The 16,075-nt window shown below is 60.5% G+C and carries 9 protein-coding genes; 7 read left to right on the plus strand and 2 right to left on the minus strand.

Annotated features, from left to right (window positions below; genetic code table 11):
* The first annotated feature begins 147 nt into the window (after positions 1–147).
* The 7 genes from ahcY to trxA all read left to right on the plus strand — a co-directional run bounded on the left by ahcY (position 148) and on the right by trxA (position 13,728).
* Positions 148–1,548, plus strand: coding sequence for an adenosylhomocysteinase (gene ahcY / locus FHT71_RS11850; RefSeq protein WP_132592332.1), 1,401 nt, complete (start codon positions 148–150; stop codon positions 1,546–1,548).
* A gap of 203 nt (positions 1,549–1,751) precedes the next feature.
* Positions 1,752–4,334, plus strand: coding sequence for a PAS domain-containing sensor histidine kinase (locus tag FHT71_RS11855; protein ID WP_132592334.1), 2,583 nt, complete (start codon positions 1,752–1,754; stop codon positions 4,332–4,334).
* A complete protein-coding gene (tsaE, locus tag FHT71_RS11860) occupies positions 4,334–5,848 on the plus strand; it encodes a tRNA (adenosine(37)-N6)-threonylcarbamoyltransferase complex ATPase subunit type 1 TsaE (RefSeq protein ID WP_132592336.1) in 1,515 nt (504 codons plus the stop codon). The genes FHT71_RS11855 and tsaE overlap by 1 nt, the downstream gene beginning before the upstream one ends.
* Before the next feature lie 13 nt (positions 5,849–5,861).
* Positions 5,862–6,593, plus strand: a complete 732-nt coding sequence (locus FHT71_RS11865) for a nucleotidyltransferase family protein (RefSeq protein WP_007798046.1) — start codon at positions 5,862–5,864, stop codon at positions 6,591–6,593.
* Between the two features lie 3 nt (positions 6,594–6,596).
* Positions 6,597–9,791 carry a double-strand break repair protein AddB gene (gene addB / locus FHT71_RS11870; RefSeq protein ID WP_183719737.1) on the plus strand — a complete coding sequence of 1,065 codons (3,195 nt, stop codon included), beginning with the start codon at positions 6,597–6,599 and terminating at the stop codon, positions 9,789–9,791.
* Positions 9,784–13,335, plus strand: coding sequence for a double-strand break repair helicase AddA (addA, locus tag FHT71_RS11875; protein ID WP_183719739.1), 3,552 nt, complete (start codon positions 9,784–9,786; stop codon positions 13,333–13,335). Before addB ends, addA begins: the two co-directional genes overlap by 8 nt.
* Before the next feature lie 72 nt (positions 13,336–13,407).
* The gene (gene trxA / locus FHT71_RS11880) at positions 13,408–13,728 is read left to right on the plus strand and encodes a thioredoxin (RefSeq protein WP_007798054.1); all 321 of its coding nucleotides are present in this window, start codon (positions 13,408–13,410) and stop codon (positions 13,726–13,728) included.
* A 49-nt stretch (positions 13,729–13,777) separates the two neighbouring features.
* Here the strand turns inward: trxA and FHT71_RS11885 are convergent, their stop codons facing one another.
* Positions 13,778–15,130 (minus strand): folylpolyglutamate synthase/dihydrofolate synthase family protein, encoded by a 1,353-nt coding sequence (locus tag FHT71_RS11885; RefSeq protein WP_007798055.1) that lies wholly within the window; start codon positions 15,128–15,130, stop codon positions 13,778–13,780.
* A 27-nt stretch (positions 15,131–15,157) separates the two neighbouring features.
* On the minus strand, positions 15,158–16,063 hold the full coding sequence (accD, locus tag FHT71_RS11890) for an acetyl-CoA carboxylase, carboxyltransferase subunit beta (RefSeq protein ID WP_132592342.1): 906 nt from the start codon (positions 16,061–16,063) through the stop codon (positions 15,158–15,160).
* Positions 16,064–16,075 lie beyond the last annotated feature (12 nt).

Raw genomic sequence — 16,075 nt, forward strand, 5'->3', positions numbered from 1 at the left:
AACATATAAAGACTTCTTTATATCATTATTGCCTTCGCCATAGAAGCCTGCTAAACGGCCACCATAGCTGCGCATGCCGCGTGGACGCTATCTGGCGCATGCACGTGCGCTTTCGAATTTGAGCCGCTTTTCAGCCTGGAGAACCCAATGAGCACTGAAAAAGATTATGTCGTCGCCGACATCGGCCTCGCGGACTTCGGCCGCAAGGAAATCACGATCGCAGAAACCGAGATGCCGGGCCTGATGTCCTGCCGTGCCGAATTCGGCGAAGCAAAGCCGCTCACGGGCGCGCGCATCACCGGTTCGCTGCACATGACGATTCAGACGGCTGTTCTCATCGAAACGCTCGTCGCACTCGGTGCCGAAGTCCGCTGGGCCTCGTGCAACATCTTCTCGACGCAGGATCATGCCGCAGCCGCAATCGCTGCTGCCGGCGTTCCGGTTTTCGCCATCAAGGGCGAGTCGTTGGAAGACTACTGGGTTTACACCGACAAGATCTTCCAGTGGGCTGACGGTGGCCTTTCCAACATGATCCTTGATGATGGCGGCGACGCCACGATGTACATCCTGCTCGGTGCACGAGCTGAAGCCGGCGAGGACGTGCTGTCAAACCCGCATTCCGAAGAGGAAGAAATCCTCTTCGCACAGATCAAGAAGCGTCTGGCCGCATCGCCGGGCTGGTTCACAAAGCAGCGCGACGCCATCAAGGGCGTGACTGAAGAGACCACGACAGGCGTCAACCGCCTCTACCAGCTCAGCCAGAAGGGCCTCCTGCCCTTCCCAGCGATCAACGTCAACGATTCCGTCACCAAGTCGAAGTTCGACAACAAGTACGGCTGCAAGGAATCGCTGGTCGACGGCATCCGCCGTGGTACCGACGTGATGATGGCCGGCAAGGTCGCTGTTGTCTGCGGATATGGCGACGTTGGCAAGGGCTCGGCCGCTTCGCTTCAGGGTGCCGGCGCCCGCGTCAAGGTCACGGAAGTCGATCCGATCTGCGCGCTCCAGGCAGCCATGGACGGTTTCGAAGTCGTCACGCTTGAAGACGTCGTGTCGTCGGCGGACATCTTCATCACCACAACAGGCAACAAGGATGTCATCCGCATCGACCATATGCGTCAGATGAAGGACATGGCGATCGTCGGCAACATCGGCCACTTCGACAATGAAATCGAAGTTGCGGCGCTGCGTAACCTGAAGTGGACCAACATCAAGCCGCAGGTCGACCTGATCGAATTCCCGAAGGGCAATCGCATCATCCTTCTTTCCGAAGGCCGCCTGCTCAACCTCGGCAATGCCACGGGTCATCCGTCCTTCGTCATGTCGGCTTCGTTCACCAACCAGACGCTGGCGCAGATCGAGCTGTTTACCAAGCCCGGGCAGTACCAGAACCAGGTCTACATCCTGCCGAAGCACCTCGACGAAAAGGTTGCACGCCTGCATCTCGACAAGCTCGGCGTGAAGCTGACGCAGCTTTCTGCAGAACAGGCGGCCTATATCGGCGTCACGCCGCAAGGTCCGTTCAAGGCCGACCACTACAGATACTAACCGTCAGATTGATATCCACAACATCTAGGGGGCGTCGCATTGACAAATGCGGCGCCCTTATTTTTTGGCACACACCTTCCCGCCGATTCCCTTCCGAAGTATTGTTTTAACACTCGATTCGTGGCCACGGACGTGTCCGTTTGCTTCGAAAATGGGATGTCTTGTCGTGATGCGGCACATTAAAGGACGGAGACATACCGCGCATGTCGGAAATGATGCACAGCCTGGTCGAACAGGCGGAGAACGGCGCTCACGCTGGCTCCTGCCCGCTCTATTCAGGTGAACGGAAACCTGTCGACAGTTCAAAGACCGTCGCCGAGAAGCCAGGAATATTGGCTCGTGTGGCGCGGATTTTTGCCGCTGGCACCGCAATCGCATCGATTGCGCCACCGGTTTTCGCGCAGGTCGAGGCCGAGGCTATCGCATCCGCGCATCTCTTCACCTCGTCGCAGGTTGTCGGCCTCTCCGTCGTCATCGGCGTAATCTCCGCCGCGCTGCTTTCAACTCTCTGGGTTGTACGCCAGCGCGGCAACCTCGAAAGCGAAAGCCGTGAAATCCGCTCCGCCCTCTCGGACGCGCAACAGCGGATCTCGCAGTATCAGGCGCTGATTGCCGACAAGAATCGCCGGATTGTAATCTGGAATGGCAATGAGCGTCCTGAGCTTATCGGTCAGCTTCCAGCTGAAACCGGGGCACCGCAGGACGGCGAATTCCTTGCTTTCGGCCTGTGGCTCAAGTCCCGCTCTGCATCCGAGCTCGAGCACGCGATCGACGGCCTGCGCGGGTCAGCCCACAGCTTCGACATGGTCGTTGAAACCCACCGCGAGGAAATCCTTGAAGCGCAAGGCCGGGTTTCCGGCGGTCGGGCATTCGTCCGGTTTGTCGCACTGAACAATCTTCGTGCCGAACTTGCCGAGCTCAAGATCGAACGGGACAGGCTGTTGTCGTCGATCTCAGCGTTCCAGGGCATGCTCGATGCAATCGATCTGCCGGCATGGCAGCGTGATACCGAAGGGCGGCTGACCTGGGTCAATCACGCCTATGGCGAAGCCGTCGAGGCCCCGACACCGGAGCAGGCGGTCAGTGAAGGACGCGAGTTCCTGACCACGGTTGCCCGCGAGCGCATCCGCGCCACGGCGACGACCGAATCGCCATTCCACGACAAGATCTCGACCGTCGTGCGTGGCAACCGCACCTTCTTCGACGTTGTCGATGTGAAAGTCCCAAGCGGCTCCGCCGGCATAGCCGTCGACGTTTCCGGCATCGAAGCTGTTCGCGCCGAATTGGAGCGGACGCTGAAAAGCCACGCCGAAACACTCGATCATCTCGCAACGCCGGTGGCGATCTTCGATGGCGAACGTCGGCTACAGTTCTACAACCAGGCTTTCGTCTCCCTCTGGGAGCTGGACATCGCCTTCCTCGAGAGGCGCCCCGACAATGCGGAACTGCTGGAGCGCCTGCGTGCGGCCAAGAAGCTGCCAGACCAACTGAACTGGAAATCCTGGAAGGAAGCAGCGCTTTCGGTCTACCGGGCGCTCGATACTCAGTCAGACCTCTGGCACTTGCCGAACGGCCAGACACTGCGGGTCTTTGCGACAGCGCATCCGCAGGGCGGCGCCACTTGGGTGTTCGAGAACCTAACCGAACAGGTCGACCTCGAGACACGCTACAATACGCTGCTCAAGGTTCAAGGCGAGACGATCGACCATCTCTCGGAAGGTGTTGCTGTCTTTGGGCCGGACGGGCGCATTCGCCTCTCAAACCCCGCATTCCGCGCACTCTGGGGAATCACTGAGGCCGAGGCAAAACCCAGCACGCATATCCGCGCCCTTGGCGAGGCATGCTCTCAGTCCTATGATCGTCCTGACGGATGGAAGACCTTTGCAGAGCTGATCACCAGCTTCGACGACGAGCGCCGCTCCAGCCAGGGAACGCTCGAGCTGTTCTCAGGTCTCGTGCTCGACTACGCCGTCATTCCGTTGCCGAATGCACAGACGATGCTGACTTTCGTCAACATGACCGACAGCGTCCGAGCCGAGCGCGCCCTGACGGAAAAGAACGAAGCGCTGCGCAAGGCGGACGAGCTCAAAAACGACTTCGTCCAGCATGTTTCCTATGAGCTGCGCTCGCCACTGACCAACATCATCGGCTTCACCGATCTGCTGCGCACGCCGGGACTCGGACCGCTGAACGACCGGCAGGCGGAATACATCGATCACATCTCCACCTCCTCTTCAGTCCTGCTGACGTTGGTCAACGACATCCTCGATCTTGCCACGGTCGACGCGGGGATCATGCGGCTCAATTACTCGCCGATCGATCTTGGAGATCTGCTCGACGACGTATCGATGCAGATCGCCGACAGGCTTCAGGAAAGCGGCGTGACGCTCGAGATTACCGCTCCAGCACATCTGGGATCGCTCGTTGCCGATCCGCAGAGACTGAAGCAGATCCTTGTGAAGCTGCTTTCCAACGCATCCAACTTCTCTCCAGAAGGCTCGTCGATTTCGCTCGAGTGCAGACGCGAGGGGACGGATTTTGTCTTCTCCGTACGCGATCGCGGCCCCGGCATTTCGCAGGACATGATCGCCAACGTGTTCGACCGGTTCTCGACTGGCGCAAAGAGCGGCAAGAGAGGTGGCGCCGGGCTCGGACTGTCGATCGTCGACAGCTTCGTCAGTCTTCACCATGGGACGGTCACCATTGACAGCCAGCCGGGCAAGGGCACGATCGTGACCTGCCGGATTCCTTCGGTCGATCTCCCGACATCCGTCGCAGCCGAATAATGGCGCGTACTCCTGTCATTTCTCTCTTCCTGAAGGATGAAGCGGAAACAATCCGCTTTGGGGAGGATTTGGCGCTGGCGTTGAAGCTGGGAGACTGCCTTGCCCTTTCGGGCGACCTTGGCGCTGGGAAATCCTCACTTGCCCGTGCGTTCCTTCGCGCGATGGCGGCTGACGACGACCTTGAGGTGCCAAGCCCCACCTTCACCCTAGTGCAGGCCTATGACCTGCGCATACCCGTCGCGCATTTCGATCTCTACCGTCTCAGCGATCCGGCCGAACTGACAGAACTCGGCTTCGATGAAGCACTCCACGACGGCATCTGTCTGGTGGAGTGGCCTGAGATGGCGAGCGACGAGCTGCCGGCAGACCGGATCGCACTGAAGCTGGAGCACGAGGGCCAAGGGCGTCGTGTGACCATTGCAGCACCGGAAAAGCAGACCGCGCGAATCCGTCGGGTCCTTGCCATACGTGATTTCCTTGTTGACGCGGGATATCCCGGCGCGAAGCGTCGTTTTCTGACAGGCGACGCCTCTCTTCGAGCCTACGAGGCCGTCTATACCGACGATGGGACGCGAAGTATCCTGATGGACTGGCCACCGCTTCCGGAAGGACCGCCGGTCTTGGACGGCAAGCCATATCCGAAAGTCGCGCATATCGCGGAAAATGCCTATCCCTTTGTCGCCATTGCGAATGTGCTGCGACAAGAGGGCTTTGCCGCACCCGAGGTCTACCGGGTCGACTACGACCAAGGCATTCTGCTTCTGGAGGACCTCGGCACCGGCGGTGTTCTGGATACGCAAGGCCAGCCCATCGGCGATCGCTACCGGGCAAGCGTCGCTTGCCTAGCGCATCTCCATTCGCTGACAATCCCACAGGACATCCGCGTCACGGATAGCCATGTCCACCACATCCCGGACTTCGACCGAACGGCGATGAAGATGGAAGTGCGCCTCGTTCTCGACTGGCATCTCCCGTGGCGGCGCGGGGGCACTGCTGCCAGCGATGCAGAGCGCAACGAATACCTCGCCATCTGGGACGGGCTCATCGACGAATTGGAGACCTCCGAAAAGGGGCTTCTCCTTCGTGATTTTCACTCGCCGAATATCATCTGGCGAGAGAACGAGACGGGCATTGCGCGCGTCGGATTGATCGACTTCCAAGATGCGATGATCGGCCCCACGGCTTACGATCTCGCTTCGATCGCACAAGACGCGCGCGTCACAATCGCGCCCGATCTGTTCCAGCAGTTGATGGATGACTACCTAGCGCTGCGCAGAGCACAGGGGAGATTCGACGAGGCCCGCTTCCTGAAGAGTTGGGCAATCATGTCGACGCAACGCAACTGCAAGCTTGCCGGCCTCTGGGTTCGCTTGATGCAGAGGGACGGAAAGCCCGGCTACATGAAGCATCTGCCGCGCACGCTCTCCTATCTTTCGGTAGCGTTGAAACACGAAACGCTTGCCCCCTTGCGCGACTGGTTCGTAAGGGCTGGAATAGTGCCAGACGAATCATAATTTCTCGGATCAGATGAGCATCAAGCAAGCCATGGTTCTCGCTGCAGGTCTTGGAACCCGCATGCGGCCAATCACCGACACCATCCCGAAGCCGCTCGTGAAGATCGACGGTAAGGCGATGATCGATTACGCGTTGGATTCGCTTGTGGAAGCCGGTGTCGAAAGGGCCGTGGTAAATGTTCATCACCACGTCGACCAGATGCTGGCTCATTTGGCTTCATACAAAGGCCTCGAGATCATTATCTCCGACGAGCGCGAGAAGCTGATGAACAACGGCGGTGGGCTTGCAAAGGGCCTGAAGCTGCTTGCTCCCGGCAAGGTCTTCGTCACGAATGCCGACCTTTTCTGGATCGGAGAGCGTCCCGGTGTTCCGAGCAACTTGACACGTTTAGCCGGATTCTTTCAACCACAAAGCATGGACATGGCCATGCTTTGCGTGAAGTTGGAAGATACCACCGGGCACAACGGCAAGAACGATTTCAACATGGCCAAGGATGGCCGTTTGACGCGCTTTGCCGATTCCGGGCCGAGCCCGGTCGTTTACGCCGGCGCGATCGCCATGGACACATCGTTCCTCGATGACGCTCCGGCCGATCCGTTCAACCTCAATCTCTATTTCGACAAGGCGATCTCTCGGGGACGGCTCTACGGCACAGTGCTCCAAGGACACTGGCTTACCGTCGGCACGCCCGAGGCAATCGGCGAAGCGGAGGAAACGATCCGGCGCTACCGGACGTTTGCATGACGGATGGCCGAGCAGCACCGGCCAAGGATTTTGACCATCCCAGCAGGGCTTCCTTTCCTGAAGACCCTTGCGGAAGGCCTCTGTGACGGCAGATTGACGCCCCGTTTTCGGTATGATCCCGACGACCCTCTGTCGCTTTCAAAGGTCACCATCTATCTGCCGACGAGACGTGCTGCACGCGTCCTTCGCTCCGAATTCGTCGACTTTCTTGGCGGGCGATCGGCAATCTTGCCGGTCATCCGCCCGCTCGGCGAAACCGACGACGACAGCGGGTATTTCGATGAAGCCCTGCCGGCGACGTTGGATCTTGCCCAGCCGCTATCGAACACTGCGCGCCTGCTGGAGCTCGCGCGCCTCATTCTTGCCTGGCGAAACAGGCTGCCGGAGATCGTGCGCAGCATCCACTCCGATTCGCCGCTCGTCGCTCCCGCGAGCCCGGCCGACGCCATTTGGCTTGCGCGCAATCTTGCCGAATTGATCGACGCCATCGAGACCGAGGATCGGGATTGGACCGAACTGTCTCGATTGAACGCGAAAGACTATGCGCTCTGGTGGCAGCTGACCTCCGAATTCCTGCAGATCGCCAGCGCCTTCTGGCCGGAAAGACTGAACGAGCTCGGCAAATCGTCTCCCGCAAGGCATCGCAACGCCATCCTTCGTGCCGAAGCAAATCGCTTTGCGACGGTCCCGCCGATGGGACCCATTATCATTGCAGGATCGACGGGCTCGGTGCCGGCGACGGCCGACTTGATTGCGGCAGTGGCCAATCTTCAGGACGGCGTTGTCGTGCTGCCAGGTCTCGATCTCACTATGCCGGAAGAACATTGGCGAATGGTGGCGCCAGAAGATCAGAAAAGTCATCCCGCGGATCCAGCAAGCCGCAGCCACTCGCAATACGGCCTCGCTCAACTTCTGAAACGGCTTAGCCTTACTCGCGACGACGTAGTGTCGTTGGCAGAGCCCGCCGAGGAGTTACGGCGGCGCAGCGAAATCCTATCGCATGCCCTCTCGCCGGCTGAAGCCACCAGTGATTGGGGCGCCTGGAAGGCAAGGCTGCCCGATACTGCCATTTCTTCAGCATTTGCAGACGTCTCGTTGATCGAAGCGGGCAATGAGCGAGAGGAGGCCACTGCCATTGCCATCGCGCTCCGCCTGGCACTCGAACGGCCCGGCAAGGATGGCGAGAGCCGAGCGGCACTGATTACCCCTGATCGGAATCTGGCGCGCCGCGTGACCACTGAATTGTCACGCTTCGGCATCATTGCGGATGACTCCGCGGGCACGCCGCTTTCCGCGACACCGCAGGGAACATTGCTGCAACTGCTGCTCGAGGCAACGCTTCGCCCGGGTGATCCCGTCGCCATTGTCGGCTTGCTCAAGCATCCGTTGGCACACTTCGGACTGGAGCGCAGCGCGCTTGTCGAAGCGGTAACGGCACTCGAGCTGCTGGCGCTGCGAGGTGGCGTCGCCGATGTCGACATCGCAGCGCTGGAGCCGCTTCTTGAACAACAGTTGGCGGAGCACGCCTTGGATCGTCATGCGCCGCAATGGCGTAAAGCGCTCCCGGTCGATGCCGTCGATCGCGCGCGCGCGCTGGCCCGCCGGGTTGCTACGGCCACCGAACCACTGGCCTCCGCGCTTGTCCGAAGCTTGCCAGAAGAACGCGGCCTGACGACCAGCTTTGCGCTTTCCGATTGGGCAAGACGTACCGGGCGCGCGCTGGAGGCAGCGGTCGGCGACGAGCGTGGCTGCCTTGCGGCACTCTGGTCGGGCGAGGCTGGCAACGCGTTGGCTTCAATGCTCGGCGAAGTCATCGAAACCGAGGGGCAGATCGACGCCGACGGTCCGCAGTGGATCGATATCATCGCGGCACTCTTGGCGGGTCAGGCGGCAAAGCCACGAGCACTGAGCCATCCAAGGTTGTTCATCTTCGGCACGTTGGAAGCACGTCTCCAGAGCGTAGATACGCTCATCCTGGGAGGGCTGAACGAAGGATCATGGCCTGGACAAACGTCCAATAACCCGTTCGTCTCGCGCACGATGAAGACGGAGATTGGCCTGGAGCCGCCGGAGCGGCGAATCGGTCAACTGGCGCACGATTTCGAAATGGCCAATGGCACGCGCCATCTCATCTATTCGCGCGCGCTCAGGCAAGGGTCGACGCCGACGGTCGCGTCGCGGTGGTTGCAGCGACTGCTTGCCTTCGGTGGAAAGGTGTTCGAAGCCGAACTCAAGGGTCGCGGCGACAATTTCGTGCATTGGGCAAACCTGATCGACCAAGGCGACCGCCAGGCGACCGCGCACCGTCCAAGTCCGGCGCCACCGCGGGAAATGCAGCCGAAGTCGTACTCGTTCAGCGAGGTCGGACGCCTGCGTCGTGACCCCTATGCGATCTATGCGCGCCGCGTTTTACGCCTCGATCCGGTCGCTCCGTTCAACCGAGACCCTGGCGCTGCGGAACGCGGAACGCTCTATCACAAGATCATCGACCGCTTCGTACGCGAAGGCCACGTTGCCGGAACACCGGCAGCGCAAACGGCGATGGAGATTATTCTGACCGAGCTCTTCGATACGCAGCAGCTCCCCGCGCACATCGATGCGGTGTGGCGTCCGCGTTTCCGGGAAGTTGCCCGTGCCTTTCTCGAGTGGGAGGCGCAGCGACGACCGGTCATTCGAAGAACGCTGACGGAGGTGCGTGGCGGTGTCGAGTTGGAGCCCATCAATGTCCGCCTGAGCGGCGTCGCCGACCGGATCGACATCACCGGAACCGGCACCGCCGACATCATCGACTACAAGACTGGACACAATCCCTCTCCGGCGCAGGCGCGCGCCCTTCTCGATCCCCAATTGGCGCTGGAGGCGGCCGCGCTCCATGCCGGCGCCTTCCGGGACGCGGGTAGTCTGGTTCCGCAGGATCTTCTCTATGTGCGTCTGCGGCCGGGAGATCGCTTCAAGGTCGATACCGTTAACAACGAGACATCGACCAGGAACGATAAGGCGAAGTCGGCGATGGATCTGGGCGCGGACTCGATCGATCAATTGATAAAGTTTGTCGCGCTTCTGCAGTCGGGCGAGAAGGGCTTCACCTCGCGGCTTGTGCCGGCACAACAGTTCGACTTCGGCGGTGATTACGATCATCTGGCGCGCGTTTCCGAATGGTCAGCCGCAGAGAGCGATGAGGCAGCCGGCGATGAATGACGAACCAACATTGCCCGAGGACGACGATCCCCTCGCCTGGACGAGTTGGACGACCATCCAGCAATCGATCGCTTCCGATCCGCAACGCTCGGCCTGGGTTTCGGCGAATGCCGGCTCCGGAAAGACGCATGTGCTGACGCAGCGCGTCATTCGGCTGCTGCTTGCCGGAGCACGTCCGTCAGCAATCCTGTGCTTGACCTATACGAAGGCGGCAGCCTCGGAAATGTCGAACCGCGTCTTCGAACGACTCTCAGAGTGGGCCGTCCTGCCAGATGAAGAACTTGAAGAACGCATTGCGCGGATCGAGGGCAAGGCGCCGGACGCGGGAAAGCGCGCGGAAGCGAGGCGGCTTTTTGCCAAAGCGCTGGAGACACCGGGCGGCCTGAAGATCCAGACCATTCACGCATTTTGTGAGGCCCTGCTGCACCAGTTTCCGCTGGAAGCCAATGTCGCCGGGCACTTCTCCGTGCTCGACGATCGGGCAGCCGCAACGCTTCTCGCGGATGCACGACGGTTCCTCCTCACCGCGACGACGCCAGAGGACGACCCAGCGCTCGCGGAGGCCTTTGGTTATGTTCTCAACCTTGGCGATGAGTCGGGCCTGGAAAATCTGCTGGAAGAGATCATCGCCAATCGCAATGCAATCCGCGCCTTTACGCAAGATGCGGAACGCAAGGGTGGCCTCGATGTGGTACTGCGCAAGAAGCTTCGCCTTTCCGCCAATGACACGGCGACTGGAATCGCCGAGGAGTATTGGCCGCTTCCTGGCCTGACCGGCAGTGTCCTCGACCGGTATTTGGACGTCGCTGACCAAAATGGCGGTGCCAAGGCGCACGAAATTGCGGCTGGCCTACGGTCGCTGGTGCGCGAGCGCGACTCTGCGCGACGCGCTTCGCTGCTGGAGAAAATCTTTCTGACAGGCAAGGGAGAACCGAAGACGGATTCGCAGTTTCTCGTGAAGGCGATGTCGAGCGAAGCGCCGGAGCTCATCGACGCCGTGGCAGCGGCGCGAGCGCATGTCGTACTGTGCCGGGATCGGTTGAAAACGGCGCGCATGTACGAGGCAACGCGTGCTGCACTCATTCTCGCCGACCGTCTTAACAAGGACTACGACGACCTCAAGAAGCAGCGCAGCCAACTCGACTTCGAGGATCTGATAACGCGAACGGCCGAGCTCTTGAACAAGAGCGACGTGGGGCCGTGGATCCACTACAAGCTCGACCAGGGTATCGACCATATTCTCGTCGACGAGGCACAGGATACGAGCCCGATCCAGTGGAGCGTCATCCAGTCGCTGGCGGCGGATTTCTTTTCCGGCGAAAGTGCCCGCAATGCGGTCCGGACGCTTTTTGCCGTTGGCGACGAAAAGCAATCTATCTATTCGTTCCAGGGCGCCCGTCCCGAACGCTTCTCGGAGGAAAGCCAGCAGACGCGCCGGCGCGTCTCCCAGGGCGGGCTTGCCTTCTCGACGGTGCGGCTTCCGCTCTCGTTCCGATCGACCTCGGATGTGCTCGCCGCCGTCGATCATATCTTCACGCCGGCCGAGAACGCTCGTGGGCTGAGCGCGACGGGCGAGCCCGTGGTTCACCGTTCCAACCGCATCGGCCACCCCGGCGCGGTCGACCTCTGGGAGATGGTTGCGCCTGAGGTGACGATAAAGGAGGAGGACTGGACCGCACCTTTTGACGCCACGCCGGAGAGCGCCCCGGCATCCGTTCTCGCGCGTCGCATTGCCCACACGATCGGCAATCTTGTCGGCAAGGAAACCATCGTCGAGAAGGGCAAGGAGCGGCTGATCGAGGCCGGCGATATCCTTGTGCTGGTACGCAAGCGCGACGCCTTCGTCAACGCACTGACGCGTGCGTTGAAGCGACGCGGCGACATACCGGTTGCCGGCGCCGACCGCCTGCGCCTGACGAGCCACATCGCAGTGCAGGACCTGATGGCGCTCGGCCGCTTCCTGCTATTGCCCGAAGATGACCTCTCCTTGGCTGCGCTCATGAAGAGCCCGCTTCTCGATCTGGGCGAAGACGACGTGTTCGCAGTCGCCGCCCTTCGCGCGGAGGGCGAGACTGCCTGGGCTCACGTTCAGAAGTTCGCCGCCGACGGCAGCGCGCGCTTCGAAACGGCCGTCACTCGCCTCAAGCTCTTCCTAGATGAATCTAAGAGCCTGTCGGTCCATGACTTCTATGCGCGCGTTCTGGGATGCCACGGCGGGCGACGACAATTCCTTGCCCGGCTCGGAACCGAGGTCAGCGATATTCTCGATGAATTCCTGACATTCGCGCTCGACCACGAAAGCGCGGGCCTACCCGGCCTACAGTCCTTCATTTCAACGCTTGAGATCGAAGCACCAGAGGTAAAACGTGAGCAGGACAAGGGTCGCAACGAAGTCCGGATCATGACCGTGCACGCGTCAAAGGGTCTTGAGGCACCGATCGTGTTCCTGGTCGACGGCGGGTCCAAGGCCTTCACGGCCTCGCACATGCCAAAACTTCGGCTACTTGAGCAGGAACAGGGCGAACCGCCCATGCCGGCCTGGGTTCCCCTCGGCGATCTCAGCAACTCCCTGACCCAAGCCGATGCGACGCGTATCCAATCGCTGGCAGAACAGGAGTATCGACGGCTGCTCTACGTCGCAATGACCCGGGCCGCCGACCGGCTGACCGTTTGCGGCTACCGGGGAATTCGGCCCAACACCGACACCTGGCATGCGATGATTTCCGCCGCGATGACGGACAGTCATCCGCATGTGTCGGCCGCGACATTTTCCGGACCGGACGATAGCTGGGCTGGAATCAAATGGAGAGTTCCGCGGGTGGAGCGAAGCTTTGAACGGCTCGGACGCATCCAACAGACCGCCAGGCAAGAGTCGATCCCGCCCAGCCTGGACAGGCCGCTGCCGCCGCGCAAACAACTGCCTCGCCCGCTTAGCCCGTCCGGCGTCGGAACTATCGTTGATGATGGTGCCGATGACCTCCTCATCGCCTCCCCGCTTTTCGCCGAAAAAGGCAAGCCGGATCGCTCGCTCGAGAAGGGGCGGCTTCTCCACCGCATGCTGCAGACGCTGCCGGATGTGCCGCGTGGTGAACAGGCGGATGCGGCTGTGCGCTACACCAAGCGTGCCGCGCCGTTCTGGCCGGAAGCGGAACGACAGCAACTGGTCGATTCGGTGGTGAAACTATTGCGGGACCCGAGCCTCGAATCCGTATTCTCAACCCATGCACAGGCGGAAGTCTCGGTCATGGGCACGCTGACGATCGGCGGAGTCGACCACGCTGTTTCGGGTCGCGTCGATAGAATGGCAGTCTTCGACGAGCGCGTCGTGGTGCTCGACTATAAGACCAATCGTGTCCCGCCGCAGACGGCAGAGGCGATCCCTTTTGCCCACAAGGCGCAGCTTGCCATCTATCGTGAAATCCTGGCACCGCTCTACCCTGGCAGGCGTATCGATTGCGTGCTCGTTTATACCGAAAACGGCTCCGTTCACACGCTGACGCCGGACGCTTTGGCTTCGGCGCTTGCGCAACTTGAGACAAAGTGAAATACCGGGCATTGAAATGCCCGCACCGCACGCTCACATGTGTTTCAACAGGAATCCGTAAAGGAGCAGCCTATGGCTACCGTAAAAGTCGATATCAACAACTTCCAGTCGGAAGTTCTGGAATCCGCAGAACCCGTCGTCGTCGATTTCTGGGCTGAATGGTGCGGCCCGTGCAAGATGATCGCCCCCAGCCTCGAAGAACTCGCCATCGAGTTTCAGGGCAAGGTGAAAGTCGCCAAGCTCAACATCGATGAGAACCCGGAACTCGCCGCCCAGTTTGGCGTTCGTTCCATTCCGACACTCGCCATATTCAAGGCCGGCGAAGTTGCTGACATCAAGGTTGGCGCTGCCCCGAAGACCGCTCTTTCGAGCTGGATCTCAAGCGCCGCTTAATTTACCCATAAGCAGATACGAAGAGGCCCGGCATTTGACCGGGCTTTTTTTATTTCGGAGGCGTGCCATTGTCAGCAAGCACATCGCCTACAAGATAAAGAGAGCCGCCTATCAGGATGCGCGGCGGATGGGCCTGTTCAAAGGCGCCTTCCTTGATTGCCTCCAACGCGTCACTGACAGTCGACATCGGTTCTGCGACGAGACCCGCATCGTAGGCGGCGTTTGCCAGGATGACCGGGTCTATCATCGCCTCGCTGCCGCGAATCGGCACGCAATAGACCTTCTCCGCCAATCCCTTGAAAGCCTTGAAGTATCCAACCGGATCCTTGGTGTTGATCATGCCTATGATCAGGAAGAGTGGCCGCGGCTGCCTTTCCTCGTAATTTGCCATAGCTTCGGCGATGACCTCGCCTGCACCGGGATTGTGGCCGCCGTCAACCCAGATTTCTGCCTTGGCCGGGGCACTGGCCATCAGGTGTCCTTCGTTCAGACGCTGAAGGCGACCCGGCCACTCGACCGACAGCAGCGCCTTTTCCATCATCGCTTCGGTCACCGTGAAGCCCGCAGCCTTGACGGCACGCATCGCGGCAGCGGCATTGGCATATTGGTGACGGCCCGGAAGGCGCGGCAAGGGCAGGTCGGCGAGACCGAACTCATCCTGATAAACGAGGCGCCCATATTCCTCATGTGCCATATAATCCTGGCCGAAGACGGCGGTCGGGCAGTTCAACCGTTCGGCGGTCGACATCAGAACGTCGAGTGCGGCATCGTATTCCTGCTTGCCGATGACCACCGGGCAACGACGTTTCATGATGCCGGCCTTTTCGGCCGCGATCAGTTCGACCCGATCCCCGAGATAGGGCTGGTGGTCCAAGGAAATCGGCATGATGACCGAGACGGCGGGATCGGAAATGACGTTCGTCGCATCGAAACGGCCGCCGAGGCCAACCTCGATAATGGCGGCATCGGCCGGATGCTCTGAAAACAGTATGAAGGTGACGGCCGTCAGGATCTCGAAAACGGTGATCTTCTGCCCGTCATTGGCGGCCGCGACGCGCCGCACCGCCTCTGCAAAAACGGCATCATCCACGAGTTGCCCACGGCCACCCTTGACGCCGATCCGGTAGCGTTCGTGCCAGTTGACCAAATGCGGAGAGGTATGGACATGGGCGCTGTAACCGCCAGCCTCAAGCAACGCCCGGCAAAACGCCGTCACGGAGCCCTTGCCGTTCGTGCCTGCCACATGGATGACGGGCGGCAGCTTCGTCTGCGGATCACCGAGGATGGAAAGGAGCCGTGTGATGCGATCCAGGGAAAGATCGAAGCCCTTGGGATGCAATCCCATGAGCTTGTCGATTTCCTGCGCTGCTTCACTCACTGCGGCCTGGCCCCTGGGTATCATCGCTCAACCCGCCTGTGATTGGTTTGATCAGGCGCTCGCGGCTATCGCGAGCGTCCCGCTGTTTTCCTTGGAAAGCGCCGCAGCCGGCTTCTTCGTCAGGATCTTCAAGACACGTGCCAGCGTATCCGGAATATCGTGGCGCTTGACCACCATATCGACCATGCCGTGTTCCAGCAGGTATTCGGACGTCTGGAAGCCTTCCGGAAGCTTTTCGCGAATCGTCTGCTCAATGACGCGCTTGCCGGCAAAGCAGATCTCCGCGCCGGGCTCGGCCAGGTGCAGGTCGCCGAGCATCGCGTAAGACGCCGTGACGCCGCCGGTCGTCGGGTTCGTCAGAACAACGATGTAAGGCTGCCCCGCCTCCTTCAGCATGTCGACTGCAACGGTCGTGCGCGGCAGCTGCATGAGCGACAGGATGCCTTCTTGCATGCGAGCGCCACCCGAAGCCGGGAACATGACCAGCGGGCACTTCTCTGCGATGGCACGTTCGAATGCCTTGACGATCGCCTCGCCGGCAGCAATGCCGAGCGAACCGCCCATGAAGTTGAACTCATGGACGACAGCGACGAGCTTCAGACCGCGAACCTTGCCGACGCCGGCAACGATCGTGTCTTCCTGATCGGTCTTGATGCGGCTGTCGCGAAGGCGATCGGTGTATTTCTTTGAATCGCGAAACTTCAGCGGGTCCTGCGCGACCTTCGGCTGTACCAGCGCTTCAAAGACGCCCTCATCGAAAAGATCGGTAAGGCGAGCCTTCGCCGGCATCTTCATATGATAGCCGGAGGCCGGAATGACCCACTTGTTGTCTTCCAGATCCTTATGGAAAACCATCTCACCCGTTTCCGGGCACTTGATCCAGAGGTTCTCCGGCACTTCGCGGCGGCCCAGCATGGAATTGATGCGGGGGCGGACGTAGTTGGTGATCCAGTTCAAGTCGAAAACTCC

The sequence above is a fragment of the Rhizobium sp. BK060 genome, assembly GCF_014193145.1.
In the GTDB taxonomy this organism is placed as follows: Bacteria; Pseudomonadota; Alphaproteobacteria; order Rhizobiales; family Rhizobiaceae; genus Rhizobium.

Bases quoted from the DNA above. Each gene is read 5' to 3' on its own strand.
- addB (WP_183719737.1), top strand. From the start codon at position 6,597: ATGGCCGAGCAGCACCGGCCAAGGATTTTGACCATCCCAGCAGGGCTT.
- trxA (WP_007798054.1), top strand. From the start codon at position 13,408: ATGGCTACCGTAAAAGTCGATATCAACAACTTCCAGTCGGAAGTTCTG.
- FHT71_RS11885 (WP_007798055.1), bottom strand. From the start codon at position 15,130: ATGATACCCAGGGGCCAGGCCGCAGTGAGTGAAGCAGCGCAGGAAATC.
- ahcY (WP_132592332.1), top strand. From the start codon at position 148: ATGAGCACTGAAAAAGATTATGTCGTCGCCGACATCGGCCTCGCGGAC.
- tsaE (WP_132592336.1), top strand. From the start codon at position 4,334: ATGGCGCGTACTCCTGTCATTTCTCTCTTCCTGAAGGATGAAGCGGAA.
- FHT71_RS11855 (WP_132592334.1), top strand. From the start codon at position 1,752: ATGTCGGAAATGATGCACAGCCTGGTCGAACAGGCGGAGAACGGCGCT.
- FHT71_RS11865 (WP_007798046.1), top strand. From the start codon at position 5,862: ATGAGCATCAAGCAAGCCATGGTTCTCGCTGCAGGTCTTGGAACCCGC.
- addA (WP_183719739.1), top strand. From the start codon at position 9,784: ATGAATGACGAACCAACATTGCCCGAGGACGACGATCCCCTCGCCTGG.